Here is a 25,717-nt window from a genome sequence, read left to right as displayed (position 1 = left end):
CGCTTACTTTTCGCGCGGGCAGTTGGTGATGATGTAGGTCGCGCGCTTTTCCAGGCTGGGGTCGGGCGCGGAAACGCAGACGACGCCCAGCGCCGTCTTCATCTTGTAGACGCGGACCCGGGACGACGGGGTGGAAATCTCCTCCAGCACGGCCGGCTCGTACCACTTGGGCAGCACCGCCGCGGCGGCCTCGCGGAAGCCCCTCTCCAGGCCCGCCTGCAGCGTGTCCGCGGGCGCGACCAGCTTGTCGCGTTTGCCGCCGCGCAGTTCATGGTCGATCCGCCCGGCGCCGCGGCCCGGCTGGCGCAGCAACTGCTCCAGCGTGGGCGCGGGCTGGCCGGGCGCCGTCAAGTCCCCGGTCGCGTTGTCGGCCGGCGGCGCGGCGGACCCGGGCGCCGCGTCCTGGACGGGCGTGGCGGCCAGGGCGGGCGCACGGTCCGTCGTCGGCCTCGCCGTCGCCGGCGCCCGCTCGCGCCGGGATGGCTGCGGGCGCATGGCCTCGGGTGGCGGTGTCGCGGCGCGCGCCGCTGGTCGCGCCGGCGCCGGCAGCAGCCACTGGATCGCGTCGAGCGCCACCCCCGCAGGCGATTCCGCGCGGTGCCGCGGCGGCGCCATCAACAGCGCCAGCAGCGCCGCGTGCAAGGCGGCGGTCGTCAGCAAGGCGGTGTGTCTGCGGGGGAAATATGTCATTGTGGCAATGTAATGGATCGCCGTAAAAGTTATCTTCGCTTTAACATTTGCTTACACTCCGTGCCACATCGGCCGTTTGCGGGGCTTGAGTCCGCTCAAGCGGCGGGCCGCAACTTATGGCTGGGGTCGCTGTCCAACGCAGGCACAGGCACGCCGTGCCTGCTCACCGCAAGGAGACGACCATGTGGCAAGAATACGAATTACGGCAACGCTTCAACCGGGTGGAACGGGCGATAGGGGAGGCCGCGCAAGCCTGTTCGGCCGAGCGCGACCTGCCCGGCGAATTGCGCGACTGTATCCAGAAACTGGACCGGCAGGCCGACGCGGTCCAGCAAAACGCGACGCGGTACGACCCGGCCCAATTGCGCAAACAGCTGGCGGACCTGCAGGCGCTGGGCGAGCGCGCCCGCCGCGTGTGCGCCAACATGCCGACGCTGACGCCGCAGATGCGCAGCGCGGTCCAGCACGTGCATGACGAGCTGGCCGAGCTGCGGCAGGACTTGCACTGAATCGGGCCGGGTTGATCCGCGGCACGGGCGGGTCCGCTCCCCATCGGCGGACCCGCCCTACACCGCGCCCTGCCGCGCAGCACCGCGATCTCCTCCTCGCCGCGGCCCAGCACCTCGCGCAACGCCTCGTTCGTGCGCTGGCCCAGAGGCGGCGGCGCCGCGCCGCCGTCGGCCGGCGTGCCGGACATCCGCATCGGCCGCGCACCGGTGTCACCTTGCCGGCGAAGGTCTGGTAGGGCACGATGTTCGGATGGGCGTTGCCCCAGCGCCTTCCGTGTCATGGCTCGCCTTCGCGAAGTGTCGGCCAGGCCGCCGGCGCAAGGTCTTGTGGTATGTTTTGAACATCACCATTGCGACACGCTTTTTCACCCATCCCCGAGGGAATCCTATGTGGCCGTATCCCAAAGTGCTCGCCCATCGCGGCGGCGGCAAGCTGGCGCCGGAAAACACCATCGCCGCGCTGCGCTGCGGCCTGGCCTACGGCTTCCGCGCCGTGGAGTTCGACGTGATGCTGTCCAAAGACGGCATCGGCGTGGTCATGCACGATCCGCGCTTCGGCCGCACGGTGGCCGGCGAGGGCGCGGTGGCGCGCACGCCGGCCTCCGACCTGCTGCGCAAGGACGCGGGCGCCTGGTTCGGCCCGGAATTCGCCGGCGAGCCGGTGCCGCTGTTCACGGAATTCGTCGACTACTGCCGTTCGCAGCGCATCTGGATGAACATCGAGATCAAGCCGGCGCCCGGCTTCGACGAGGAGACCGGGCGCTGGGTGGCGCTCAAGACGCGCGCCCGCTACACCGCCGAGCTGCGCGCGGGCGACGCGGCGGCGGTGCCCCTGCTGTCCTCGTTCAGCATGGCGGCGCTGGCGGCGGCCAGGCTGGCCGCGCCCGAGGTGCCGCGCGCCTGCCTGTTCGACCGGCTGCCGCCGGACTGGCAAATGCAGGCCGCCGCGCTGGGCGCGGTGGCCATCCACACCAACCACAAGCACCTGTCGCGGCCGCTGGCCGAGGCGGTCAAGGACGCCGGCTTCGGCCTGTTCTGCTACACCGTCAACGAGCCGGAGCGGGCCAGGGAGATCGTGGGCTGGGGCGTGGACGCTTTCTGCACCGACCGCATCGATCTGATCGGCCCCGCCTTCATCTAAGCAAGACACCAAATACGGCCCGCCACATCACGTATAATCAACCCTTTGCCCTCCAAGCCAGCAACTTAGCCAACACGACATGAAATCATCTGAAATCCGCGAGAAGTTCCTCAAATTCTTCGAATCCAAGGGTCACACGATTGTCCGGTCCAGCCCGCTGGTGCCAGGCAACGACCCAACCATGCTGCTGACCAATTCCGGCATGGTGCAGTTCAAGGACGTGTTCCTGGGCCTCGACTCGCGCCCGTACTCGCGCGCCACCACCGTGCAGCGCTGCGTGCGCGCCGGCGGCAAGCACAACGACCTGGAAAACGTCGGCTACACCGCGCGCCACCACACCTTCTTCGAAATGCTGGGCAACTTCAGCTTCGGCGACTACTTCAAGCGCGACGCCATCCAGTACGCCTGGGAACTGCTGACCAAGGTCTACCTGCTGCCGGCCGACAAGCTGACCGTCACCGTCTACTTCGAGGACGACGAGGCCTACGACATCTGGGCCAACGAGATCGGCGTGCCGAAAGAGCGCATCATCCGCATCGGCGACAACAAGGGCGCGCGCTACGCGTCCGACAACTTCTGGCAGATGGCCGACGTCGGCCCGTGCGGCCCGTGCACCGAGATCTTCTACGACCACGGCGCCGACATCTGGGGCGGCCCGCCCGGCTCGCCGGAAGAGGACGGCGACCGCTTCATCGAGATCTGGAACCTGGTGTTCATGCAGTTCAACCGCGACGAGGCGGGCAACATGAACAAGCTGCCGAAGCCGTGCGTGGACACCGGCATGGGCATGGAGCGCCTGGCCGCCGTGCTGCAGCACGTGCACAGCAACTATGAGATCGACCTGTTCCAGAACCTGATCAAGGCCGCCGCGCGCGAAACCGGCGCCACCGACCTGGAATCGAAGTCGCTGCGCGTGATCGCCGACCACATCCGCGCCGCCGCCTTCCTGATCGTCGACGGCATCATCCCCGGCTCGGAAGGCCACGGCTACGTGTTGCGCCGCATCATCCGCCGCGCGTTGCGCCACGGCCACAAGCTGGGCCAGACCAAGCCCTTCTTCTACAAGCTGGTGGAAGACCTGAACCTCGAGATGGGCACCGCCTATCCGGAACTGAACGAGGCCAAGGCCCGCGTGGCCCAGGTGCTGAAGGCCGAGGAAGAGCGTTTCGGCGAAACGCTGGAACACGGCATGAAGATCCTGGAGGCGCAACTGGCCAAGGACGGCAAGAACCTGGACGGCGCCACCGCCTTCACGCTGTACGACACCTACGGCTTCCCGCTGGACTTGACGGCCGACATCTGCCGCGAGCGCGAGGTGACGCTGGACGAGGCCGGCTTCAACGCCGCCATGGAAAACCAGAAGCGGATCGCGCGCGCCGCCGGCAAGTTCAAGATGGCCGCCAACGTCGAATACAGCGGCGAGAAGAACAAGTTCGTCGGCTACGACCTGCTGGACAGCGACGCCAAGGTGGTCGCGCTGTACGCCGGCGGCGCGCCGGTGCAGGAATTGAAACCGGGCCAGGACGGCATCGTGGTGCTGAACACCACGCCGTTCTACGCCGAATCGGGCGGCCAGGTGGGCGACCAGGGCGTGCTCAAGGCCGCCGGCGGCGTCTTCACCGTGGAAGACACGCTGAAGGTCCAGCCCGACGTGTTCGGCCACCATGGCGTGCTGACCGAGGGCGCGCTGAAAGTGGGCGACACCGTGCTGGCCAAGGTGGACACCGTCAGCCGCGCCCGCACCATCCGCAACCACTCGGCCACCCACCTGATGCACAAGGCCCTGCGCGAAGTGCTGGGCTCGCACGTGGCGCAGAAGGGCTCGCTGGTCGATCCCGACAAGACCCGTTTCGACTTCAGCCACAACGCGCCGCTGACGGCCGACGAGATCGCGCGGATCGAAACCATCGTCAACAAGGAAATCCTGGAAAACCACGCCACCCAGGCGCGCAACATGTCCTTCGACGACGCCGTCAAGCACGGCGCGATGGCGCTGTTCGGCGAGAAGTACGGCGACGAGGTGCGCGTGCTGGACATCGGCTCCTCGAAGGAGCTGTGCGGCGGCGTGCACGTGCACAGCACGGGCGACATCGGCTTGTTCAAGATCATCGGCGAGGGCGGCGTGGCCGCCGGCATCCGCCGCGTGGAGGCGGTGACGGGCGAGGGCGCGCTGGCGCTGGTGCAGGGCATGGCGCGCAAGCTGAACGAGGCGGCCGCCGCGCTCAAGGCCAACCCGGAAGAGCTGACCGCCAAGATCGTCCAGGTGCAGGACCACGTGAAATCGCTGGAGAAGGAACTGGCCGCGCTGAAATCGAAACTGGCGTCCGGCCAGGGCGACGAGCTGCTCACCCAGGCGGTCGACGTCAAGGGCGTGAAGGTGGTGGCGGCGACGCTGGAGGGCGCCGACGTGGCCCGCCTGCGCGAAACCATGGACAAGCTGAAGGACAAGCTGAAAACGGCCGCCATCGTGCTGGCCAGCGTGTCCGACGGCAAGGTCAGCCTGATCGCCGGCGTCACCGCGGACGCGACCTCCAAGGTCAAGGCCGGTGAACTGGTGAACTTTGTTGCACAGCAAGTGGGCGGCAAAGGCGGCGGACGCCCCGATATGGCGCAGGCCGGCGGCACCGATGCTGCGGCGCTGCCGAACGCTTTGGCCGGTGTCGCGGCTTGGGTGGAACAGCGCGTTTAAGCGTTTTCCCCTGCGAGCATGCGGCCCGCGCGGATGCGCGGGCCGTTATCATTCCGTCCAGCTCGTTGTGTACTTGCAACGTACTATCAACTATTTTGGTGCACCGCGTCAAACATGGTGAATTGGAGTAGTATGTGACAAATCAGCACAACAAATTAGCGGGATAGTGATGAGCGATACTTTGGTTGATAACGAAATCATGGAATTTCAAAAAGAACTCGACGCGCGTGGCCTGAATTGCCCATTGCCGATTCTGAAGGCGAAGAAGGCCTTGGCGGAGCTGCAGAGCGGCGAAGTGCTGCGCATCATGGCGACCGACCCCGGTTCCGTGCGCGACTTCCAGGCCTTTGCCAAGCAAACCGGCAACGCGCTGCTGTCGCACGCGCAGTACGGCACGGAGTTCGTCTTCCTGATGCGGCGCAAGTAGGCGCGCGGCAAGCGATGTGGACCGGCGCCGCGATGGAGCGGCGCAGGTAGTTTGGCTACTTTTCGAGATGTTCCCCCGGGCCGCCAGTCGTGGCGTCCCGCCGGCAGTGCAAACCAGTGTACGAATTGACGCGATTTTTTATTTTAGATGTTTTATACTACCCAAAAAACGCACGATCGTGCTTTAATTCTGCTTGCCGCTGGAATATCTTCTATAATCTAGCCCACTTTTAGACAGAATCACCCTTATAAATTTTCCCAAAGGCATAGCTATGAAAGTCTTGGTACCCGTCAAACGCGTGGTGGACTACAACGTCAAAGTGCGCGTCAAATCCGACGGCACGGGCGTGGATATCGCCAACGTCAAAATGTCGATGAACCCGTTCGATGAGATCGCACTGGAAGAGGCGACCCGTCTGAAAGAAGCCGGCAAGGTCACGGAAGTGGTGGCGGTGTCCTGCGGCGTGACCCAGTGCCAGGAAACCCTGCGCACCGGCATGGCGATCGGCGCCGACCGCGGCATCCTGGTGGAAACCGCGACCGAACTGGAGCCGCTGGCCGTGGCCAAGCTGCTCAAGGCGCTGGCCGACAAGGAACAGCCGCAACTGATCATCCTGGGCAAGCAGGCGATCGACGACGATTCGAACCAGACCGGCCAGATGCTGGCGGCGCTGCTGGGCTGGCCGCAAGCCACCTTCGCCTCGAAAGTCGTGCTGGAAGACGGCAAGGCCGTGGTGACGCGCGAAGTGGACGGCGGCCTGGAAACGCTGTCGCTGACCCTGCCGGCCATCATCACCACCGACCTGCGCCTGAACGAGCCGCGCTACGTGACGCTGCCGAACATCATGAAGGCCAAGAAGAAGCCGCTGGAAACCGTCAAGCCGGAAGACCTGGGCGTCGACGTCACCCCGCGCCTGAAAACGCTGAAGGTCGCCGAGCCGGCCAAGCGCTCCGCCGGCATCAAGGTGCCGGACGTGGCCACGCTGGTCGCCAAGCTGCGCGGCGAAGCCAAAGTCATCTAAGCGGCCGTACCGCTCCCAACTCTTCTAGGAATAATCATGGTCGCATTAGTCATCGCCGAACACGACAACGCTAGCCTGAAAGGCAGCACCCACCACACCATCACCGCGGCCGCCCAGTGCGGCGGCGATGTCCACGTGCTGGTCGCCGGCTCCAACGCCGCCGCGGCAGCCGCGCAAGCCGCGCAGATCGCCGGCGTCTCCAAAGTGCTGCTGGCCGACGCCGCCCACTTCGCCGACGGCCTGGCCGAGAACGTCGCCGAGCAGATCCTGGCGATCGCCGCTTCGTACTCGCACATCCTGGCCCCCGCCACCGCCTACGGCAAGAACATCCTGCCGCGCGTGGCCGCCAAGCTGGACGTGGCGCAGATCTCGGAAATCACCAAGGTCGATTCCCCGGACACCTTCGAGCGTCCGATCTACGCCGGCAACGCCATCGCCACCGTGCAGTCGGGCGACAAGGTGAAAGTCATCACCGTGCGCACCACCGGTTTCGACTCCGCCGCCGCCACCGGCGGTTCGGCCGCCACCGAGACCATCGCCGCCGTCGGCGACTCGGGCAAATCGGCCTTCGTCGGCCGCGAGCTGGCCAAGTCCGACCGTCCGGAACTGACCGCCGCCAAGATCATCGTGTCCGGCGGCCGCGGCATGGGCTCGGGCGACGCCTTCAAGATCCTGGAACCGCTGGCCGACAAGCTGGGCGCGGCCATGGGCGCCTCGCGCGCCGCGGTCGACGCGGGCTACGTGCCGAACGACTGGCAGGTCGGCCAGACCGGCAAGATCGTGGCGCCGTCGCTGTACATCGCGGTCGGCATCTCCGGCGCGATCCAGCACTTGGCCGGCATGAAGGACTCGAAGACCATCGTCGCCATCAACAAGGATCCGGAAGCGCCGATCTTCTCCGTTGCCGACTACGGCATCGTGGGCGACCTGTTCGAAGTGGTTCCAGAGCTGGTCAAGCAACTGGGCTAAGCCACCGGCGGCATCGGCAATCCCAGCCACGCTGGCCGGCACCCACGGTGCCGCGCCACGTGGCTTTTTTTCACCCAAGCGCGGCACCACACGCGCGGTTTTTTGAATTCCTTGGAGAAGACCATGAGCTATCAAGCCCCCCTGAAAGACATGCTGTTCGTGATGAACGAGCTGGCCAACCTGGAGGCTGTGAGCCGGCTGCCGGGCTGCGAGGACGCGACCCCGGAAACGGCCGAGGCCGTGCTGGAGGAAAACGCGAAGTTCGTCGGCGGCGTGATCGCACCGCTGAACCACGCCGGCGACAAGGACCCGAGCTTCTGGAAAGATGGCACCGTCACCACCACCAAGGGCTTCAAGGAAGCGTTCAAGCAGTTCGCCGAGGCGGGCTGGCAGGGTCTGCAGCACCCCACCGACTTCGGCGGCCAGGGCCTGCCCAAGCTGGTCGGCACGCCGTGCGTGGAAATGCTGCACGGCGCCAACCTGGCGTTCGCGCTGGTCGCGCTGTTGTCCGACGGCGCCATCGAGGCGCTGCTGACGGCCGGCAGCGACGACATGAAGGCCAAATACCTGGAACCGCTGGTGACCGGCAAGTGGACCGGCACCATGAACCTGACCGAGCCGCAGGCCGGCTCCGACCTGGCCGCCGTGCGCTCGCGCGCCGTGCCCCAGGACGACGGCACCTACAAGGTGTTCGGCACCAAGATCTTCATCACCTACGGCGAGCACGACATGGCCGAGAACATCATCCACCTGGTGCTGGCGCGCACGCCGAACGCGCCCGAGGGCGTGAAGGGCATCTCGCTGTTCGTGGTCCCCAAATTCCACGTCAACGCCGACGGCTCGCTGGGCGAGCGCAACGACGTGCACTGCGTGTCCATCGAACACAAGCTGGGCATCAAGGCCAGCCCGACCGCCGTGCTGCAGTTCGGCGACCACGGCGGCGCCATCGGCACCCTGGTGGGCGAGGAGAACCGCGGCCTGGAATACATGTTCATCATGATGAACGCGGCCCGCTTCGGCGTCGGCATGCAGGGCGTCGGCCTGTCCGAGAACGCCTACCAGCAGGCCGTGGCCTTCGCCAAGGACCGCGTGCAGTCGCGCGACCTGGCCGGTTCGGCCGGCCCGGTGGCCATCATCAACCACCCGGACGTGCGCCGCCTGCTGATGAACATGCGTTCGCAGACCGAGGCCGCGCGCGCGCTGGCCTACGTGGGCGCCTCGCTGTACGACGCCGCCCACCACAGCGCCGACGCCGCCGTGCGCGCCGAGAACCAGGCCGTGTACGAATACCTGGTGCCCATCATCAAGGGCTGGTCGACCGAGCTGTCGCAGGACGTCACGCGCGACGGCGTGCAGGTGCACGGCGGCATGGGCTTCATCGAGGAGACGGGCGCCGCGCAGCACTACCGCGACGCCAAGATCCTCACCATCTACGAGGGCACGACCGCCATCCAGGCCAACGACCTGGTGGGCCGCAAGACCGTGCGCGACGGCGGCAAGGTCGCCAGGGGCCTGATCGCGCAAGTGCGCGCGACGGCGGCTCAGCTGGGCGAATTGCAGGGCGCCGAGTTCACCTCGATCCAGAAAAACCTGGAGCGGGGCGCGGCGGACCTGGAGGCGGTGGTGGAGTTCGTGGTGGCCAACACCAAGTCCGACATCAAGGCCGTGTTCGCCGGCAGCGTGACCTACCTGAAGCTGGCCGGCATCGTGCTGGGCGGCTGGCAGATGGCGCGCGCCGCGCTGGTGTCGCAGAAGAAGCTGGGCGCGGGCGACGGCGACGCCGCCTTCTACCAGGCCAAGATCGTCACCGCGCGCTTCTTCGCCGAGCACTTCCTGAGCACCACCGGCGGCCTGCGCGCCGCCGTGATCGACGGCAGCGGCGGCGTGCTGGCGCTGGGCGTGGACCAGTTCTAAGCCTTCCTTCCGGTGACCGACCAAGGCGGCCCGCGGGCCGCCTTTTTTACTGGCGGAAGTCCGATAGAATGGTGGGATTACCCCCACGGAGCGCCGTCATGGAACCATCCACGCTTGTCTTGTTCGTCCCCGCCTGCTTCGCGCTGAACATGGCGCCGGGCCCCAACAACCTGCTGTCGATCAGCAATGCCACGCGCTACGGCTTCCGGCGCTCGTGCACCGCCGGCGTCGGCCGGCTGGTGGCGTTCGCCGGGATGATCGCGCTGGCGTCGGCCGGACTGGCGGCGGTGCTGCACACGTCCGAGGTCCTGTTCCATGTGATCAAGACGCTGGGCGCGGCCTACCTCTTCTATCTGGCCTGGCAGCTATGGCGCGCGGGAACGGCCGACACGGCCGACACCGCCGCGCCGCCCGCCGGCCTGATGCGGCTGGCGCGCCAGGAGTTCCTGGTCGCGGCCGGCAATCCGAAGGCGATCCTGATCTTCACCGCCTTCCTGCCCCAATTCGTCGATCCGTCCCAGCCGATGGCGCGGCAGTTCGCCATCCTGGGCGCGCTGTTCCTGGTGCTGGAGATGGCGGCCATCGCCATCTATGCCTTCATGGGCACCCGTTTGCGCGGCTGGTTCGCCCAGCCGCGCGGCAAGCGCCTCTTCAACCGCGGCTGCGCCGGCCTGCTGGGCGCGGCCGGCTTGGGATTGCTGCTGTCGCGCCGAGCATGAGGTTGACGTAGATCATCGCTTGCCGGGGAAGTGATGGACCGCAATATGGAAGTGCAGCATGCTGACCCGATCCGTCCAGGCAGGGGGATTTATGGTCAGCGTCAGCTACTTCAATTTGATCAGGCACTCCGACGGGCGTGTCGAATTCGTGCCCACGCAGTCCCACGACCAGTGGGTGCGCGAGAACCGGGAGGCGTTGGAGGCTTACGCGTGGCGCATCGCCAGCGACGGCAGCGCCGCCGCGCGGTTGCGACGCTATCTGGCGGCGCAACCCGGGGCGCTGGCGACCGGCGACAGCCAGGGGTGACCCGCTCCCCCGGCCCGGGCGGTGGGGATTACTGCTTGCGGACGATGCTGCCGTTGGCGCTCTTGACCAGGTCGCCGTTGGCGAAGCCCGGGTCGTGGTCGAAGCTGTAGTCGCCCTGGGTGCCGTTGTCGTACTGGACCTTCACGTTCCACACCTTGCTCGACTTCAGGTGCTCCTCGGCCTTGTTGCCGGCGTAGGCGCCGCCGACCGCGCCGGCGATGGTGGCCAGCTTCTTGCCCGAACCGCCGCCCACCTGGTTGCCCAGCAGGGCGCCGGCCACGCCGCCGCCGATCACGCCCACCGCGCTGCCTTCGCCTTTTTTCTCGGCCACGCTCACGCCGATCACGCGGCCGCAGTCATTGCAGGCCATGGGCTTGGCGGTGGCGTTCTTCTGCGCGGCCTTGGCGGCGGCCAGAGCCTTGTTGTACTCGGCCTTCGCGTCGCGCTGGCACTGCATGCGCGCGCTGGAGTTGCCCTCCTCGGCGCACAGCTTCTTGTCTTCGGCGTACTGGGTGGCGGCGCGCTTGGTTTCGGCCGCGTAGAGTTGCTTGGCGCTGGGCTGGGCGAAGGCCGCCGAGGCGGCGCCGGCCAGGATCAGGGACAAGGTCAGGGTACGCATATTCATTTTTGGTTCTCCGGTGAAGACTGTTGGTTGTCCCAGTATAACGCCGGCCGGCGCCGTCAGTTGACGGCATCCTGTATCACTTTGTTACGGCCCTCCTGCTTGGCGCGGTACAGCGCCGTGTCGGCGCGCACCAGCAGCAGCGCCAGGCTCTCGCCCGGCGCCAGCGCCGCCACGCCGAACGAGCAGGTCTTGCGGCCCGCCACCGGGAACTCGGCGGCGGCGATGCGCTGGCGCAGCTGCTCGGCCAGCGCGGCCGCGCCCCCGGCGTCGGTCTGCGGACAGACCACCATGAATTCCTCGCCGCCCCAGCGGCCCACGCTGTCGATGCTGCGCGCGCCCGTGCCCAGGATGGCCGCCACCGCCGTCAGCACGCGGTCGCCCACCGGGTGGCCGTAGGTGTCGTTGGTCAGCTTGAAATGGTCGATGTCGATCAGCACCACGGCCAGTTCGCCGCCATAGCGCTGCACGCGCTCGGTCTCGTAGGTCAGCACCTCGTCCAGCTTGCGCCGGTTGTGCAGGCCGGTGAGGGTGTCGGTGCTGGCCACGCGCCGCAGCTCGCTGGTGCGCTCGGCCACCTGGCTCTCCAGCGTGCGGTTCATCTCCTGCAGTTCCTTGTACAGCGCGGCGTTCTCGGCCACCGAGCGGCGCAGCGTGCCGGCCATCTGGTTCAGCTTGTCCGTCAGCAGGTGCAGCTCGTGCCGGCCCCTGGCCTTGAGCGTGAACTCGCGGTCGCCGATGTTGTCGATGTTGAGCTGGCCGACGAATTCGCTCATCTGGCGCAGCGGCTGGCCCAGCGCTCGCCGGATCACGAACAGGAAGATGAACCACAGCGCCAGCGTCTTGATGACGGAGTTCACCAGGATCAGCAGGAAGCCGTATTCCACCTGGCGCAGCACCACCCGCTGGCTGGAATAGACGGTCCAGCGCCCGACCCGGTGGCGACCGCCGGCCTCGTCCACGTGGACCGCGTCGAAGCCGCGGCTGAACACGCGGTCGAACATGCCGGGCGGAGCGGTGTCCGGGACCAGCGCGCCGCCGGCGGCGGTCAGGCGCTGGCCGTCGGCGCCGGTGACGGTGCCGGCCGCGCGCAGCAGCTTGCCCTGTTCGTCCTCGACCTTGACGCCGATGACGATGGGCAGGGCCTTGACGCCGGTGAGGATGCCGCCCAGCACCTCGCCGTTGAAGCGCCACAGCGCGTCGGTGATGCCGGGGCCGAAGGTGTGGCGCATGGCCTCGATCTCGGCCGTCAGGCGCAGCTCGGTGTGGCGGTATTCCGCCGCCAGCTGCGCGCAGGTGACGGCCAGCGTCACCAGGAAGTAGCAGCCGAAGATGATGCGCAGCAGGCGCGCGGCCAGGCTGCCGTTCATTCGGGCTGCATCACATGGGTGGGATAGATGGCGCGGATGGCGCGCACCGCGTCCGGGTCCGACCAGCGCTCGACGATGGCGCGGTAGCGCGCGCCGTCGCGCTCGGCCCGCAGCACCGCGTTCACCCTGCGCACCACGCGCAGGCCCCACTCGTTGCGCGGGCACATCACGCGGCTGAGCGTGAACTCGGACGATTCGCGGATCGGCAGCGCCGCCAGTTCGCCGTCGCGTCCCAACTGGCGCGCGGAGTAGGCGCTGATGATGGGCTGTTCCACCAGGTAGTCCAGGCGCCGCGCCAGCAGCATCTGCAGCGCCTCGTTGAATTCGGAGTGGTAGGACGGGGACGGCGCCTGTTGCAGCAGCGCGTCGATGGGCGGCGTGTGGGTGCGCCCGCGCAGGAAACTGGTCTTGAGCGCCTTGTCGTCCAGCAGGGCGGCGAGCGACACGCTGTCGCCGAATTCGGCCAGGCGGTCCTTGCGCACCACCGCCTTGAACGGCAGGAACACGGCCACCGGCGCGGAGAAGTGGGCCAGCGCCTCGCGCGCCGGCGTCTTCACGCCGCCCACGAAGCACCAGGCGTTGCCGTTGCGGATTTCCTGCAGGATGCGGGGGAAGGGCGCCTGGATGTCCTGGTGCTCGTAGTCCGGCATTTGTTCGCGCAGCAGCGCGCGGATCTGGTCGAACACGCCCTGGTTGTGGTCCGGACCGGCCACCATCATGAAGGGCGCCGCGTTGAACCAGCCCCAGTTCAGCCGCTCGCCCGCCTGCGCGCCGCCGGCGGCGGCGGTGGCGAACAGCAGCAGGGCGCGCGACAGCGTGAGTAGGGACTTCATGTTGAGCGGGAAAAGTTGCGCGGCGAGTGCCTAGCCGTAAGCCCCGCCAGTGTACAGCAAGTCGAACAGGCGGGCGATGGCGGCGATCAGGCCGCCCGCGCCGACCATCAGCGTCGACACCAGGATGATGGCCAGCGGCCAGCGCGCCTCGGAGCGGCGGCCGGAGCCGGCGTTGAAGGCGGCGTCCCACTTCTCGTCGGACATCAATCCCAGCACCAGCGCCTCGAGGAAACCGATCAGCACGGAGACGATCAGCGGCAGCAGCTTGAAATAGATGTCGGCCCGCGGCGCGGCGGCCATCACCAGTCCGACGGCGGCGGCGGCGGCCACGTGCAGCCAGCCCCACGTGTCGTTTTTGCCACGCAGGTAGAAGCGGTGCAGCCCGGCGCCGCCGAGCAGGAAGGCCAGCAACGTGGCGAGGGTCTTGTTTTTGTGCGGAGTGGGCATGAACGACGGCCAAAGGGCGGAAAAACGGCAAGTATGGGACAAAACCGGGCGCCGGCCCAGCCCTTTTTATGTATAAGCCACTTGCCCTCGCCGCGCGAGTGGGGGATAATCTTCGATTGCCCCAAACCCACCCTTGTCAACATTTGCTTGATGCGCGGAGAGAAAGCACGCTATAATTTGCGGCTTTTTCCGTCTCAGCACACTTTTTGGAAATAATTATGGTCGTTATTCGTTTAGCTCGTGGAGGCGCCAAGAAGCGCCCGTTCTTCAACATCGTTGCAACCGATTCGCGCAACCGCCGCGATGGCCGTTTCATCGAGCGTATCGGCTTCTACAACCCAATGGCTTCGGGCGCTGAAGTCGGCTTCCGCATCACCGCCGACCGTCTGGCCCACTGGACCGGCGTTGGCGCGCAACTGTCCCCAGCCGTCGCACGCCTGGTGGCCGCCAACAAGGCAGCCTGAGTCTGATTGACCGGTTTGGCTGACAAGATGGCATCCGGGGTGCAAGTCCCCGAGGATCTGGTGCAGGTGGGCTTCGTCTTCGGCGCCTACGGCCTGGCGGGCGGAATCAGGGTGCGCCCTTTTTCCGACGACGCGGATGCCTTGTTGCACGCCAAAACCTGGTGGCTGGATAAACCCGGCCTGCACGATGTCGATGTGCGCCGCGCCAAGCTGCACGGCGGCGACGTCGTGACCCAGTTGGTGGGCCTGGCTGACCGCGACGTGGCGGAGGCGCTGAAGGGCGCCGGCGTCTATGTGCGCCGCAGCCATTTCCCCGAGCTGGAAACAGATGAATTTTACTGGTCCGATCTGATCGGGCTGGCAGTAGAGAATTTGCAGGGCGAACACCTGGGCGTGGTCGGCGACATGATGAGCAACGGTCCGCAGTCGATACTGCGGGTCGCTCCGGTCGCCGACGCCGAGGGCGTAGCGCAGGCCGAGCGCCTGATCCCGTTTGTCGACCGGTTCATCATCAAGGTGGACAAGGAAGCCAAGAAGATCACGGTGGACTGGGGCCTGGACTATTAGTCGCCAGCGTACCTGTGGAGCCGGATGGCGATGCAATTCGATGTCGTAACCCTGTTCCCGGAAATGTTCGCCGCGCTGACGCAGTCGGGTGTCACCCGCCGCGCCTTCGAGCAGCAACGTTGGGGCCTGTCGCTGTGGAATCCGCGCGATTTCACCACCGACAACCACCGCACCGTGGACGACCGCCCTTACGGCGGCGGTCCCGGCATGGTGATGCTGGCCAAGCCGCTGGAGGCGACCATCGCCGCCGCGAAGCGGCGCCAGGTGGACGCCGGCCTGCCGGCGCCGCGGGTGGTGTTCATGTCGCCGCAGGGCAGGCAGCTGACGCACGAACGCGTGATGGCGCTGAAAGCCGAGCCCGGCCTGGTGATCCTGTGCGGCCGCTACGAGGCGGTCGACCAGCGCCTGCTGGACCGCTGCGTCGACGAGGAGATCAGCCTGGGCGACTTCGTGTTGTCCGGCGGCGAATTGCCGGCGATGGCGCTGATGGACGCGGTGGTGCGGCAGTTGCCGGGCGTGCTGAACACGGACGCCTCGGCGGTCGAGGACAGCTTCGTCAACGGCCTGCTCGATTCGCCGCATTACACGCGGCCGGAAACGTACGAGGGCGAGTCGGTGCCGCCGGTCCTGATGGGCGGCAACCACGCCGAGATCGTGAAATGGCGCCGCCAGCGCATGCTGGAGGCGACCGCGCGCAAGCGCCCGGATTTGCTGTCCAAGGCGCGCGAGGCAGGATTGCTGACGCGCCAGGATGAAAAGTTTTTGGCGGGTTTAGAAAAACCCGTCGCAGTAGCCGAGTAGGCATTCCGCCTGCCTGTTTTAACCCCATCCTCTACCGGGCGAAGTGCGCGCCGGCATGATGGTTATTGGAGTCTTACATGAACCTGATTCAACAACTCGAGCAAGAAGAAATCGCTCGCCTGGGCAAAAACATCCCTGAATTTGCCCCCGGCGATACCGTTGTCGTCAACGTCAACGTCGTCGAAGGCACCCGCAAGCGCGCCCAGGCGTACGAAGGCGTGGTGATCTCCCGTCGCAACCGCGGCCTGAACTCGAACTTCATCGTTCGCAAGATCTCGTCCGGCGAAGGCGTCGAGCGTACCTTCCAGCTGTACTCCCCGCTGATCGCTTCGATCGAAGTGAAACGCCGCGGCGACGTGCGTCGCGCCAAGCTGTACTACCTGCGCGACCGTTCGGGCAAATCCGCACGTATCAAGGAAAAACTGCCAAACCGTCGCCCAGCGGCGAAAAAAGCAGAAGCGTAATAGCGACTGGGTTTGGGGAAAGGGGCGCCAGGGTGGTGCCCCTTTTTTGCATTTGAAGGGACTCAATGGTGGCCAAGCTCGTGTTCGACCCGCAGCAACTCCCGATAGATTCGATCGCCGGCGAACCGGCCGTGGCCCCGGAGCGCCTGGCGCCCGACTGGCTGCGCGCGCGCTTCGCGCTGCCGCCCGAGTGGCTGCCCGAAACCACCGACGAGGCCGGCATGTCGACGCGCGCCGTGCCCACGCCGGCCGCCGTGCTGGTGCCGCTGGTCGAGCGCGAGCGCGGCCTGACCCTGCTGCTGACCTTGCGCACCGCACACCTGACCGACCACGCCGGCCAGATCAGCTTCCCCGGCGGCCGCGCCGAGGACTACGACGCCGGCCCGGTCGACACCGCGCTGCGCGAGGCGGAGGAGGAGATCGGCCTGGCGCGCGCGCACGCCGACGTGCTGGGCACGCTGCCCACCTATTACACCGGCACCGGCTACAGCGTGAGCCCGGTGGTGGCGCTGCTCAAGCCGCCGTTCGAGCTGACGCCGGACCCGCGCGAGGTGGCCGAGATCTTCGAGGTGCCGCTGGCCTTCCTGATGGACGGCCTGAACCACCAGCGCGTCTCGGCCCAGCTGGCCAACGGCAAGCGCACCTTCTACGCCATGCCCTACCAGCGCTACTACATCTGGGGCGCCACGGCCGGCATGCTGCGCAATCTGTTCCACTTCCTGCGGGCTTGAATAAGTTTGATTCCGGCGGTCCTCTGCGCTATCGTAGCGGGCATTGCGGCATCGCTGATTTAAAGGACGTTTGATGACATTTCTCTCCATTCTGTGCGCTCTCTTGCTGGAGCAGATGAAGCCGCTACGCGCGGACAATCCCATCTACGCCGAGATCAAAAGCCTGGCGGTGCGCATGGAAGCCTGGTTCAACGCGGGACACGCCAACCACGGCCGCATGGGCTGGTGCCTGATGATGGGCGCGCTGGTGGTGCCGACCGCGCTGATCCACCTGATGCTGAAACACTACGACCCGTTCCTGGCCCCCTTCGCGTGGAATGTGCTGATCGTCTACCTCACGCTGGGCTTCCGCCATTACAGCCACTATTTCACCTCCATCCAGCTGGCGTTGAACGCGGGCGACGAGGCCGCCGCGCGCGCGCTGCTGGCCGAGTGGACCAGGATGGACACGGTCGGCATGGAGGCCGGCGAGATCTCCCGCGTCGCCGTCGAGAAGGCCCTGATCACCACGCACCGCAACGTGTTCGGCGTGTTCTTCTGGTTCCTGACGCTCGGCCCGGCCGGCGCGGTGCTGTACCGCGTGTCCGAATACCTGGCGCGCGCCTGGAACGAGCCCGAGCACATGCGCAACGAGGCCTTCGGCATCTTCGCCGCCAAGGCCTTCTACTGGATCGACTGGGTGCCGGTGCGCCTGACCGCCGTGGCCTTCGCCGTGGTCGGCAATTTCGAGGACGCGATCTACGCTTGGCGCAACTTCGCGCACCGCTGGAGCGACGAGGCGCGCGGCATCATCCTGGCCGCCGGCGGCGGCGCCATGGGCGTGCGCCTGGGCACCCCGCAGGAGAGCGCGCCGCGCGTGCTGCCGGCCGACGCGGCCGTGGTCGACAGCGGCGGCGACATGGAGGCCGAGGCGCTGCCGGGCGAGGAGCCGGGCGTGCGCGCGCTGCAAAGCACCGTGGGCCTGGTGTGGCGCGCGCTGCTGCTGTGGATGATGCTGCTGCTGTTGCTTTCCGGCGCAGTGTGGCTGGGTTGATCGCGAAGTTGAAAGCTGGCTGACAGAAGGCGGGCGTACAATGGCGGGCTGGCGGCGGCGCTTTTTCAAGCGCCGCCGCCAGCCCGCTTTGCGAATCGGGCTTTGCAAATCAAGTACTTACCTGCTTAGGTCTTCTATAAGATATAATACCTAAGAATTTTCCACGCACCCAGGTTCCCACAAGTCACCTATGGCCGAGTCAGCTCAACCCAAGAAAGAACTGGCCAACGAGTTCTTTATCCTAGGCCTCACGGCCGATGGCAAGCAGTTCCGCCCCAGCGACTGGGCGGAACGTCTGTGCGGCGTCATGTCCTGTTTCCGTCCCGAGGGCACGGGCGGGCCGAACGCCCACCTGCAGTTCTCCCCCTATGTCCGGCCCACCGTCATCAACGGCGCCAAGTCGGTCGTGGTCAGCCACACGCTCAGGGAGATCGAGCCGATGGCCTACCACTTCGTCGTCAACTTCGCCAAGGACAACGGCCTGCAGATCGTCGACGCCTGCTTCCTGCCCTTGCCGGGCGATCCGCAGGGCTGACGCCGCGAGCCGCAACCTTAGCCTTTGGGCGTGCCGTCCTGCTGCGCCATGCAGCGCACCAGTTTGCCCACGAAGCGGTCGCGCAGCGACGCGTACTCGTCGTAGGTGTTGAATTCGCGCACGGCCTCCGGCTGGCTCAGGATGTAGGCGGTGCCGATGGTGCCGCTGCCCTGGTGCGCGAAGCTGTAGAAGCTGAGCGGGCCGCCGGCGTCGATGCGGGACTTGTTCAGCGCCATCACCTCCACGCCGTCGCGCGTGGACACCTGCAGTTCCTGCGCGTGGTCGGTGCGGCTGTCCGAGAACAGTTCCATGTGCGCCAGCACGGCGCCGCGGTCCTGCTCGAAGCGGCCGTCGGCCGATTTCTCCAGTTTCAAATTCACCAGCGGCGCCTTGCTGCGCTGATGCAGCAGCATGCGGTAGCCGTCCGCCGTCGACACCTGCGCCGTGCCGGCCACGGTCGCCACCTCGCGGAAGCGCTTGGTCGCCGGCAGGCGGTCCATGGACGCCACGCGGAACTCGCCATCGTCGAAGCAGTGCGCCAGCTTGCCGAGCGGGTCGCCGCCGCGTTCCTGCGCCATCGCGCCCGGACAGCATACGGCGAGGGCGGTGGCGGCGGCCAGGGCCAGGGCGAGCGGGATCATGGAGCTGAATTTCATGTGCATGGCGAAAAGTGGAGACGCGCCAGTATAGCGAGGCGAGGGCCCTTCAAAATGCGTGCTTTGTCACGGCCTTACGGGGTAGGATAGCGTTTTGTCCATCTTGCCGAGTTCATGAGCCCACACCTGCCAGCGTATTTGTCCAAAGCCCCAATCACCCTGTTGCTGTGCGGCCTGGCGCTGCTGCCTCCCGCCTTCGGCGCCCCGCCCGCGGCGCCGTCCTCCATCCCGCTGCCGGCCGGCGTGGTCAAGGGACCCTCGGTGGAGGGCATCACCGAATACCGCCTGCCGAACGGCCTGAAGGTGCTGCTGTTCCCGGACGCCTCCAAGCCCACCGTCACCGTCAACGTCACCTACCTGGTGGGCTCGCGCCACGAGAACTACGGCGAGACCGGCATGGCGCATTTGCTGGAGCACATGCTGTTCAAGGGCTCGCCGAAGAACCGCAGCATCCCCAAGCAGTTCGCCGACCGCGGCATGGAGTTCAACGGCACCACCTCCTACGACCGCACCAACTACTACGAGGTGTTCCAGGCCGGCGGCGACAACCTGAAATGGGCGCTGGAGATGGAGGCCGATCGCATGGTCAATTCCTTCGTCGCGAAGAAGGACCTGGACTCGGAAATGACGGTGGTGCGCAACGAGTACGAGAGCGGCGAGAACAGCCCCTTCGAGGCGCTGCTGAAGCGCATGCAGAGCGTGGCCTACGACTGGCACAGCTACGGCCGCTCCACCATCGGCAACCGCAGCGACATCGAGAACGTCAGGATCGAGAACCTGCAGGCCTTCTACCGCACCTACTACCAGCCGGACAACGCGGTGCTGCTGGTGGCCGGCAAGTTCGAGGCGGCGCAGACGCTGGCCCTGATCCAGAAGACCTTCGGCGCCATCCCCAGGCCCAAGCGCAAGCTGCCGCCGTTCTGGACCGTGGAGCCGACCCAGGACGGCGAGCGCGGTTTCATCGTGCGCCGCAAGGGCGACCTGCAGATCGTCGCGCTGGGCTACAAGATCCCGGCCGCGCTGCATGACGACAGCGACGCCCTGAGCTTCACGTCCGAGATCCTGGGCGACACGCCGAACGGCCGCCTGCACAAGGCGCTGGTGGAAACCGGCAAGGCGGCCCAGGTGTTCAGCTTCGGCCAGACCGGCTACGCGCCGGGCCTTCAAATGATAGGCGCGGTGGTGAAGGCGGGCCAGCCCCTGGGGCCGGTGCGCGAGGAACTGGTGGCGGCGGTGGAGGGCTTCGCCAGGACGCCGCCGACCGCCGAGGAGATGGAGCGCGTGCGCCGCAATATCGGCAACAGCATCGAGAAGGCGCTGAACGACCCGCAGAAGGTGGGCGTGGCGCTGTCCGAGACCATCGCGCTGGGCGACTGGCGCCTGCTGTTCCTGGGCCGCGACAGCCTGGCCAAGGTGACGCCGGAGCAGGTGTCCAAGGCGGCCGCCGCCTACCTGCGGCGCGACAACCGCACCGTCGGCGAGTTCGTGCCGGAGGACGCGCCGCTGCGCGCCGAGATCACCGCCGCGCCCACCGTGGACAAGGTGATGCAGGCCTTCCAGGGCAAGGAGAACACGCTGGTGTCGGAGGTGTTCGATCCCAGCCAGGAGAACATCCTGGCGCGCACCGAGCTGAAAACCATAGGCGGCGTCAAGCTGGCGCTGCTGCCGAAGAAGAACCGCGGCGAGGCCGTGTCGGTGGCGCTGCGCCTGCATTGGGGCGACGAGAAGAACCAGTTCGGCAAGACGCTGGTGTCGGCGGCGGTGCAGCAGATGCTCAGCCGCGGCACCAGCAAGTACACGCGCGCGCAGCTGGCCGACGCGCGCGAGAAGCTGAAGATGTCGGGCGGCGTCAACCAGTTCGAGACCACCCGCGCCAACCTGCCGGAGGCGCTGCGCCTGACGGCCCATGTGCTGAAGGAGCCGAAGTTCGATCCGGCCGAATTCGAGCAGATGCGCCAGCAGTGGCTGGTGAGCGTGGAGGCCTCGCGCAACGAGCCGGAGGTGCTGGCGTCCGAGGCGCTGGCGCAGCACTACAACCACCATCCGAAAGGCGACCCGCGCGCGGCGATGAGCACCGACGAGACCATCGCCGGCATCAAGGCGCTCAAGCTGGAGGACCTGCAGGCCTACCACCGCGAGTTCTACGGCGCCTCGCAGGGCGAGCTGGCCATCGTCGGCGACTTCGATGCGGCCGCGGCGCAGGCGGTGGTGTCCGAGGAGCTGGCGGGCTGGCGGAGCAAGGCGCACTACGCGCGCATCCTGGACAGCAACGCGCCGGTGGCGCCGCTGCGCAAGACCATCGACACGCCGGACAAGGAGAACGGCTTCTACGTGGCGCGCGTCGACATCGACGTGAACACGGAGGACGCGGACTACCCGGCGCTGGAGCTGGCCAACTACATCCTCGGCGGCGGCGGGCTGAAGTCGCGCATCATGGACCGCATCCGGCAGAAGGACGGCCTGTCGTACGGCGGCGGCTCGGGGCTGTCGGTGAGCGACGTGGACCGCGCCAGCAACCTGGGCCTGTCGGCCATCGCCGCGCCGCAAAACCTGAAGAAGCTGGAGGCGGCGATCCACGAGGAACTGGCGCGCGCGCTGAAGGACGGCTTCACGCCGGCCGAGGTGGCGGGCGCCAAGTCGGGCATGCTGCAGCAGCGCATCCAGAACCGTTCGCAGGACGGCATCCTGGCCTCGGGCTGGGCCAACTTCCTGCACCTGAACCGCACCTACGCCTGGAGCCGCGCCTTCGAGGACAAGCTGAAGGCGTTGACGGCGGCGCAGGTGAACGCGGCCTTCCGCAAGGCGGTCGATCTCGGCAAGCTGAGCGTGGTGACGGCCGGCGACGCCAGCAAGGCGAAATAACTACGGGGTGCTCAGCTCCGCCACGAAGTCGTACATATCGCCCCTGAAGATGGAGCGGCAAAACTCCACCGCGCGGCCGTCGCGCACGAAGCCCAGCCGTTCCACCGCCAGCCCGGCGTCGCCCTCCCTGGCCTGCAGCAGATTGGCCTGTTCCGCGTTCAGCAGCAGCGCGGACAGCCGCTGCAGCGCCCGCACCGGCCGGTTCCCGGCCTGCTCCAGCGCCTCGTACATCGACACCCCCACCGCCTCCAGCGAGGGCAGGGCGCTGGCCGCGATGGTGGCGTACTCCAGGCACATCGGCATCTCGTCCGCGTAGCGGATGCGGTTGAAGCGGTACACCGGCGAGCCGGGACCGAGCCGCAGCCGCAACGCCTCCTCCGGCGTCACCGTCCCCTCCGAGCGTTTCAGCCACACGCTGCGCGGCGTGCGCCCGCGCGCCCGCATGTCCTCGGAAAAGGAGGTCAGCTTGGCGAAGTTCTTCTCGATGCGGGTGTTGATGAAATTGCCGGAACCGGCGCGGCGTATCAGCAGGCCCTCGTCGACCAGGCCGTCGATCGCCTTGCGCACCGTGATGCGCGAGACCGACAGGTCGCTGGCCAGCTGGCGCTCGGCCGGCAGCGCCTCGTCCGGACCGAAGATGCGTTTGTCGATGGCCTCGCGCAGGGCGCGCTGCAGTTGCTGGTAGAGCGGCTGGCTGCTGGTCTCGGCCAGGTGCCGCATGATCTGGGCAAGCGATGTCATCTCTGTGGTCCCCGTCGCGGCGCCTTCGCCGCGCGCCGTCGTTGTTGTCGGTGTCAACTTCTTGCGGTCCGATAATACCAAAAAAATACCTGATCATAAGCGGTTCGTGTCGATTGCACGCCATTCCAGAGGGAGGTAGCGCTATCTACGCCCGATTGTTGGCAAAGTGGTCTGTGTGGCCCAAACAACATGTGAAAAAAATACGGAAATTGGTAGTGTTCTGGTATTGGTTGGATGTATATTGGCGTTGAATTGGTTTTGTTAGTGGTTGTATAGAAGGATCTGCCGGGTGTCGCGGGGAGCGCGGCGGCCGGCAATCAAGATCCAGTCGATACGTTCGGGCTTTCACCGAAAGCTCACATCAAGGGGGAGTAAATGAAGCGCATTCAGGCAGCAAGTATCCAAGAACAACGTCCAACGCACCGCTTTAATCGCCTGACGCCGATCGCGTCGGCCGCCGCGGTACTGGTATTGAGTGTCGCCGCGCCGGTACAGGCGCAACAGGCACAAGCGGCGCCGGCGGGCGAACCGGAGGTGGTGGTCGTAAGTGGTATTCGCGGCTCGCTTCAGCAATCGCTGTCGGTCAAGCGCAACGCGGCCGCCAACATCGAGGTCATCACTGCGGAAGACGTGGGCAAGATGCCGGACAAGAACGTGGCCGACTCGCTGCAGCGCCTGCCTGGCGTGAACATCAGCTCGTCCGCGGCGGGTTCCGGCGGCTTCGACGAGAACGACCGCGTCAGCCTGCGCGGCACCGCGCCGGCCCTGACCCAGACCACCATCAACGGCCACGCGCTGTCGTCCGGCGACTGGTTCGTGCTGGACCAGGTGGGCGGCGCCGTCGGCCGTACCGCCTCGTACTCGCTGCTGCCGTCGGAAATCGTCGGCCAGGTCATCGTGCGCAAGACGCCGACGGCCGACCTGATCGAAGGCGGCGTGTCCGGCACCGTGGACGTGATCACCCGCCACCCGCTGGACTTCAAGGCGCCGCTGGCGATCGAGGGCTCGGTGCAGGCCGTGTATTCCACGCTGGCCAAGAAGACCGACCCGCAGTTCTCCGCGCTGGTGAACTGGAAGAACGAGGCCAACACGCTGGGCGTGCTGCTGCAGGGCTTCTCGGAGCAGCGCAGCCTGCGCCGCGACGGCCAGGAGCTGTTGCAGTACACCCAGATATCGCCGACCAGCCCGGTGGCGCTGGCCAAGCCGGACCTGGCCAATGTCTGGTATCCACGCCTGATCGGTTCCGCCCTGTTCGAGCAGGAGCGCAAACGCAAGGGCGGCATGGTCGATGTGCAGTTCAAGCCCAGCCGCAACTTCTCGCTGGAGGCGACCTTCTTCAGCTCCAAGCTGGAGGCGTCGAACTACAACCGCAACTACCTGACCGACATGTTCGGCAGCGGCGCCTTCGGCGGCAACGTGGTGCCCGATTCCTACACGGTCAAGAACGGCACGCTGACCTCGGTCAACTTCGTCAACAAGGGCACCGCCGCCGCGCCGCTGCGCTACGGCATCGTCGACGAGATCGTGCGCGAGGGCGCCTACGCCAAGACCGAGTTCCTGGACCTGGCCGGCAAATGGCGTCCGACCGACAACCTGACCGTCAGCGGCCAGTTCGGCAAGACCAAGGGCACCGGCGCCACCCCGTCGCAGGGCGTGTACGAGGGCGACGTCAACAACTCCGGCGTGAGCTACCAGCTCAACGGCCTGGGTTCGCCGGCGACCGTGAAATTCCCGAGCATTAACACCGCCAACTTCACCGGCACTGTGCTGGACTGGGTGTTCGGCTACAGCCCCGCCACCACGGCCGACGAGGAGACCTACGGCCAGCTGGACGCGGCCTACCGCCTGGACGGCGACAGCGTGTTCAAGGAAATCAAGTTCGGCCTGCGCGGCACGGACCACAAGCGCAGCAACTACGCCGTGGCGCAGGGTCCGAACTGGGCCAACACCGAGCCTGGCACCGCCAACACCAATCCGGCCTGGAACGGCACCACCTATCCCGGCGACTTCGCCAGCGACCTGGGTGGCGACTTCCCGCGCAATGTGTGGCAGCTGGACCGCGGCATCCTGCAAGCGTGGGGCGACCTGCACTCCAACCGCAGCACGGACCGCGTCTACTATCCGGACATGTTCAACCTGACCGAGAAGACCAAGGCCGCCTACGTGGCCACCGACCTGGAAGGCGACAACTGGAGCGGCAACATCGGCGTGCGCGTGGTGCGCACCGAGGGCCGCTCGAACGGCTACCAGATCCTGCCGAACCAGCTGCCGGGCGGTAACCTGCCGGCCTTCCCATGGGGCGGTTTCGTGCAGCAGACCCGCATCGACAACAACCACACCGAGGTACTGCCCAGCGCCAACCTGCGCCTGGACGTCGCCAAGGATGTCGTCGCCCGCCTGGCCATCTCGCGCACCATGACCCGTCCGGACTTCGGCGCCCTGGGCGGCACCGTGTCGCTGACCGACGAGACCCACACCGGCAACGGCGGCAACGCCGCCCTGAAGCCCACCCTGTCGACCAACCTGGACGGCACGCTGCAGTGGTACTTCGCGCCGCGCGCCCTGGCGTCGGTGGGCGTGTTCTTCATGGACTTGAAGGACTACGTGGGCTACGGCACCAGCCGCGCCACCTTCATCGACAGCCGCGCGTCGCAGCTCAGCGGCAAGGGCGTGTTCGCCGAGTACGTGATCACCTCGCCGATCAACGTCGGCGCCAAGGTCAAGGGCCTGGAACTGGCGCTGCAACTGCCGGTGGGCGCGGGCTTCGGCGTGGACGGCAACCTGACGCTGGCCGACTCCCAGCAGAAGTTCGGCAGCTGCCCGGCCACCACCACGGTCACCAGCACCAATCCATGCGACATGCTGGGCGCCTCGAAGGTCACCGCCAATATCGGCGGCTACTTCGAGAACGACACCTTCAACGCGCGTATCGGCTACGCGTGGCGCTCGTCCTACCTGGCGGCCCAGGACCGCGGCACGCCGCTGTACCAGGATTCGGTGGGCCAGTTGTCGGCGTCGTTCAACTACTCGATCGGCAAGAATGTCGTGCTGACCCTGAGTGGCCAGAATCTGAACAATCCGATTCTGAAGAACTACATCTACAATAAGGACCAGCCGGGGCGCTTCTACTCCAATGGCGCCCAGTACTACGCGGGCCTGCGCTTCAAGTATTGATCTTGGGCTTGATGAAAACCCCGCCGCGGCG

The 25,717-nt window shown here is 66.7% G+C and carries 25 protein-coding genes; 18 read left to right on the top strand and 7 right to left on the bottom strand.

Annotated features, from left to right (window positions below; all coding sequences use genetic code 11):
- Positions 1–3: 3 nt before the first annotated feature.
- Complete coding sequence (locus BM436_RS10240; RefSeq protein WP_093555404.1) at positions 4–660, bottom strand: hypothetical protein; 657 nt, start codon at positions 658–660, stop codon at positions 4–6.
- A 212-nt stretch (positions 661–872) separates the two neighbouring features.
- On the opposite strand from BM436_RS10240, the gene BM436_RS10235 reads away from it, so the two are divergent.
- The 9 genes from BM436_RS10235 (at position 873) to BM436_RS10195 (ending at position 10,386) form a co-directional block, all read left to right on the top strand.
- Positions 873–1,199 (top strand): hypothetical protein, encoded by a 327-nt coding sequence (locus BM436_RS10235; protein WP_093555403.1) that lies wholly within the window; start codon positions 873–875, stop codon positions 1,197–1,199.
- A 388-nt stretch (positions 1,200–1,587) separates the two neighbouring features.
- Positions 1,588–2,340, top strand: coding sequence for a glycerophosphodiester phosphodiesterase (gene ugpQ / locus BM436_RS10230; protein WP_093555402.1), 753 nt, complete (start codon positions 1,588–1,590; stop codon positions 2,338–2,340).
- Positions 2,341–2,419: 79 nt separating this feature from the next.
- Positions 2,420–5,029 carry an alanine--tRNA ligase gene (gene alaS, locus BM436_RS10225; RefSeq protein ID WP_093555401.1) on the top strand — a complete coding sequence of 870 codons (2,610 nt, stop codon included), beginning with the start codon at positions 2,420–2,422 and terminating at the stop codon, positions 5,027–5,029.
- Between the two features lie 199 nt (positions 5,030–5,228).
- Complete coding sequence (locus tag BM436_RS10220) at positions 5,229–5,456, top strand: sulfurtransferase TusA family protein (RefSeq protein ID WP_093555400.1); 228 nt, start codon at positions 5,229–5,231, stop codon at positions 5,454–5,456.
- 271 nt (positions 5,457–5,727) lie between these two features.
- Entirely contained in the window at positions 5,728–6,477 is a 750-nt protein-coding gene (locus BM436_RS10215) for an electron transfer flavoprotein subunit beta/FixA family protein (RefSeq protein ID WP_093555399.1), read from the top strand.
- A gap of 36 nt (positions 6,478–6,513) precedes the next feature.
- Positions 6,514–7,446, top strand: coding sequence for an electron transfer flavoprotein subunit alpha/FixB family protein (locus BM436_RS10210; protein WP_093555398.1), 933 nt, complete (start codon positions 6,514–6,516; stop codon positions 7,444–7,446).
- Positions 7,447–7,569: 123 nt separating this feature from the next.
- Complete coding sequence (locus BM436_RS10205; protein ID WP_093555480.1) at positions 7,570–9,360, top strand: acyl-CoA dehydrogenase; 1,791 nt, start codon at positions 7,570–7,572, stop codon at positions 9,358–9,360.
- Between the two features lie 98 nt (positions 9,361–9,458).
- Positions 9,459–10,079 (top strand): LysE family translocator, encoded by a 621-nt coding sequence (locus tag BM436_RS10200; protein ID WP_093555397.1) that lies wholly within the window; start codon positions 9,459–9,461, stop codon positions 10,077–10,079.
- 58 nt (positions 10,080–10,137) lie between these two features.
- On the top strand, positions 10,138–10,386 hold the full coding sequence (locus BM436_RS10195) for a type II toxin-antitoxin system CcdA family antitoxin (protein ID WP_093555396.1): 249 nt from the start codon (positions 10,138–10,140) through the stop codon (positions 10,384–10,386).
- A 28-nt stretch (positions 10,387–10,414) separates the two neighbouring features.
- Here BM436_RS10195 and BM436_RS10190 read toward each other — a convergent pair whose 3' ends face one another.
- Genes BM436_RS10190 through BM436_RS10175 form a run of 4 tightly spaced genes read right to left on the bottom strand, consistent with a single transcriptional unit; the run spans position 10,415 to position 13,658 of the window.
- Entirely contained in the window at positions 10,415–11,011 is a 597-nt protein-coding gene (locus tag BM436_RS10190; protein WP_093555395.1) for a glycine zipper 2TM domain-containing protein, read from the bottom strand.
- Between the two features lie 56 nt (positions 11,012–11,067).
- The gene (locus tag BM436_RS10185; protein WP_093555394.1) at positions 11,068–12,378 is read right to left on the bottom strand and encodes a GGDEF domain-containing protein; all 1,311 of its coding nucleotides are present in this window, start codon (positions 12,376–12,378) and stop codon (positions 11,068–11,070) included.
- Positions 12,375–13,211, bottom strand: coding sequence for a TIGR02285 family protein (locus BM436_RS10180; RefSeq protein WP_093555393.1), 837 nt, complete (start codon positions 13,209–13,211; stop codon positions 12,375–12,377). The genes BM436_RS10185 and BM436_RS10180 overlap by 4 nt, the downstream gene beginning before the upstream one ends.
- 30 nt (positions 13,212–13,241) lie before the next feature.
- Positions 13,242–13,658 (bottom strand): NINE protein, encoded by a 417-nt coding sequence (locus BM436_RS10175; RefSeq protein ID WP_093555392.1) that lies wholly within the window; start codon positions 13,656–13,658, stop codon positions 13,242–13,244.
- A 218-nt stretch (positions 13,659–13,876) separates the two neighbouring features.
- Here BM436_RS10175 and rpsP point away from each other — a divergent pair, with 218 nt between their 5' ends.
- The 7 genes from rpsP to BM436_RS10140 all read left to right on the top strand — a co-directional run bounded on the left by rpsP (position 13,877) and on the right by BM436_RS10140 (position 18,253).
- On the top strand, positions 13,877–14,122 hold the full coding sequence (gene rpsP / locus BM436_RS10170) for a 30S ribosomal protein S16 (RefSeq protein WP_093555391.1): 246 nt from the start codon (positions 13,877–13,879) through the stop codon (positions 14,120–14,122).
- A 39-nt stretch (positions 14,123–14,161) separates the two neighbouring features.
- Positions 14,162–14,689, top strand: a complete 528-nt coding sequence (rimM, locus tag BM436_RS10165) for a ribosome maturation factor RimM (protein ID WP_177307099.1) — start codon at positions 14,162–14,164, stop codon at positions 14,687–14,689.
- A 30-nt stretch (positions 14,690–14,719) separates the two neighbouring features.
- Entirely contained in the window at positions 14,720–15,490 is a 771-nt protein-coding gene (gene trmD, locus BM436_RS10160; protein WP_093555478.1) for a tRNA (guanosine(37)-N1)-methyltransferase TrmD, read from the top strand.
- Between the two features lie 77 nt (positions 15,491–15,567).
- Positions 15,568–15,954 carry a 50S ribosomal protein L19 gene (gene rplS, locus BM436_RS10155; RefSeq protein ID WP_093555390.1) on the top strand — a complete coding sequence of 129 codons (387 nt, stop codon included), beginning with the start codon at positions 15,568–15,570 and terminating at the stop codon, positions 15,952–15,954.
- Between the two features lie 68 nt (positions 15,955–16,022).
- A complete protein-coding gene (locus BM436_RS10150) occupies positions 16,023–16,685 on the top strand; it encodes a CoA pyrophosphatase (RefSeq protein ID WP_093555477.1) in 663 nt (220 codons plus the stop codon).
- 73 nt (positions 16,686–16,758) lie between these two features.
- On the top strand, positions 16,759–17,718 hold the full coding sequence (locus BM436_RS10145) for a CobD/CbiB family protein (RefSeq protein WP_093555389.1): 960 nt from the start codon (positions 16,759–16,761) through the stop codon (positions 17,716–17,718).
- A 190-nt stretch (positions 17,719–17,908) separates the two neighbouring features.
- The gene (locus tag BM436_RS10140) at positions 17,909–18,253 is read left to right on the top strand and encodes a DUF3579 domain-containing protein (protein WP_093555388.1); all 345 of its coding nucleotides are present in this window, start codon (positions 17,909–17,911) and stop codon (positions 18,251–18,253) included.
- Between the two features lie 17 nt (positions 18,254–18,270).
- On the opposite strand, the gene BM436_RS10135 is transcribed toward BM436_RS10140, so the two are convergent.
- Positions 18,271–18,909 (bottom strand): hypothetical protein, encoded by a 639-nt coding sequence (locus BM436_RS10135; RefSeq protein WP_143133056.1) that lies wholly within the window; start codon positions 18,907–18,909, stop codon positions 18,271–18,273.
- 114 nt (positions 18,910–19,023) lie between these two features.
- Between BM436_RS10135 and BM436_RS10130 the strand changes: the two genes are divergently transcribed.
- Complete coding sequence (locus BM436_RS10130) at positions 19,024–21,771, top strand: M16 family metallopeptidase (protein ID WP_093555386.1); 2,748 nt, start codon at positions 19,024–19,026, stop codon at positions 21,769–21,771.
- On the opposite strand, the gene BM436_RS10125 is transcribed toward BM436_RS10130, so the two are convergent.
- Positions 21,772–22,512: a GntR family transcriptional regulator gene (locus BM436_RS10125; protein ID WP_093555385.1), complete on the bottom strand. Its 741-nt coding sequence runs from the start codon at positions 22,510–22,512 to the stop codon at positions 21,772–21,774.
- Between the two features lie 375 nt (positions 22,513–22,887).
- Between BM436_RS10125 and BM436_RS10120 the strand changes: the two genes are divergently transcribed.
- Positions 22,888–25,686 carry a TonB-dependent receptor gene (locus tag BM436_RS10120; protein WP_093555384.1) on the top strand — a complete coding sequence of 933 codons (2,799 nt, stop codon included), beginning with the start codon at positions 22,888–22,890 and terminating at the stop codon, positions 25,684–25,686.
- The last annotated feature ends 31 nt before the right edge of the window (positions 25,687–25,717 follow it).

The organism is Pseudoduganella namucuonensis (assembly GCF_900116645.1).
In the GTDB taxonomy this organism is placed as follows: domain Bacteria; phylum Pseudomonadota; class Gammaproteobacteria; order Burkholderiales; family Burkholderiaceae_D; genus Rugamonas; species Rugamonas namucuonensis.
This window is presented reverse-complemented; position numbering and strand designations above follow the sequence as displayed.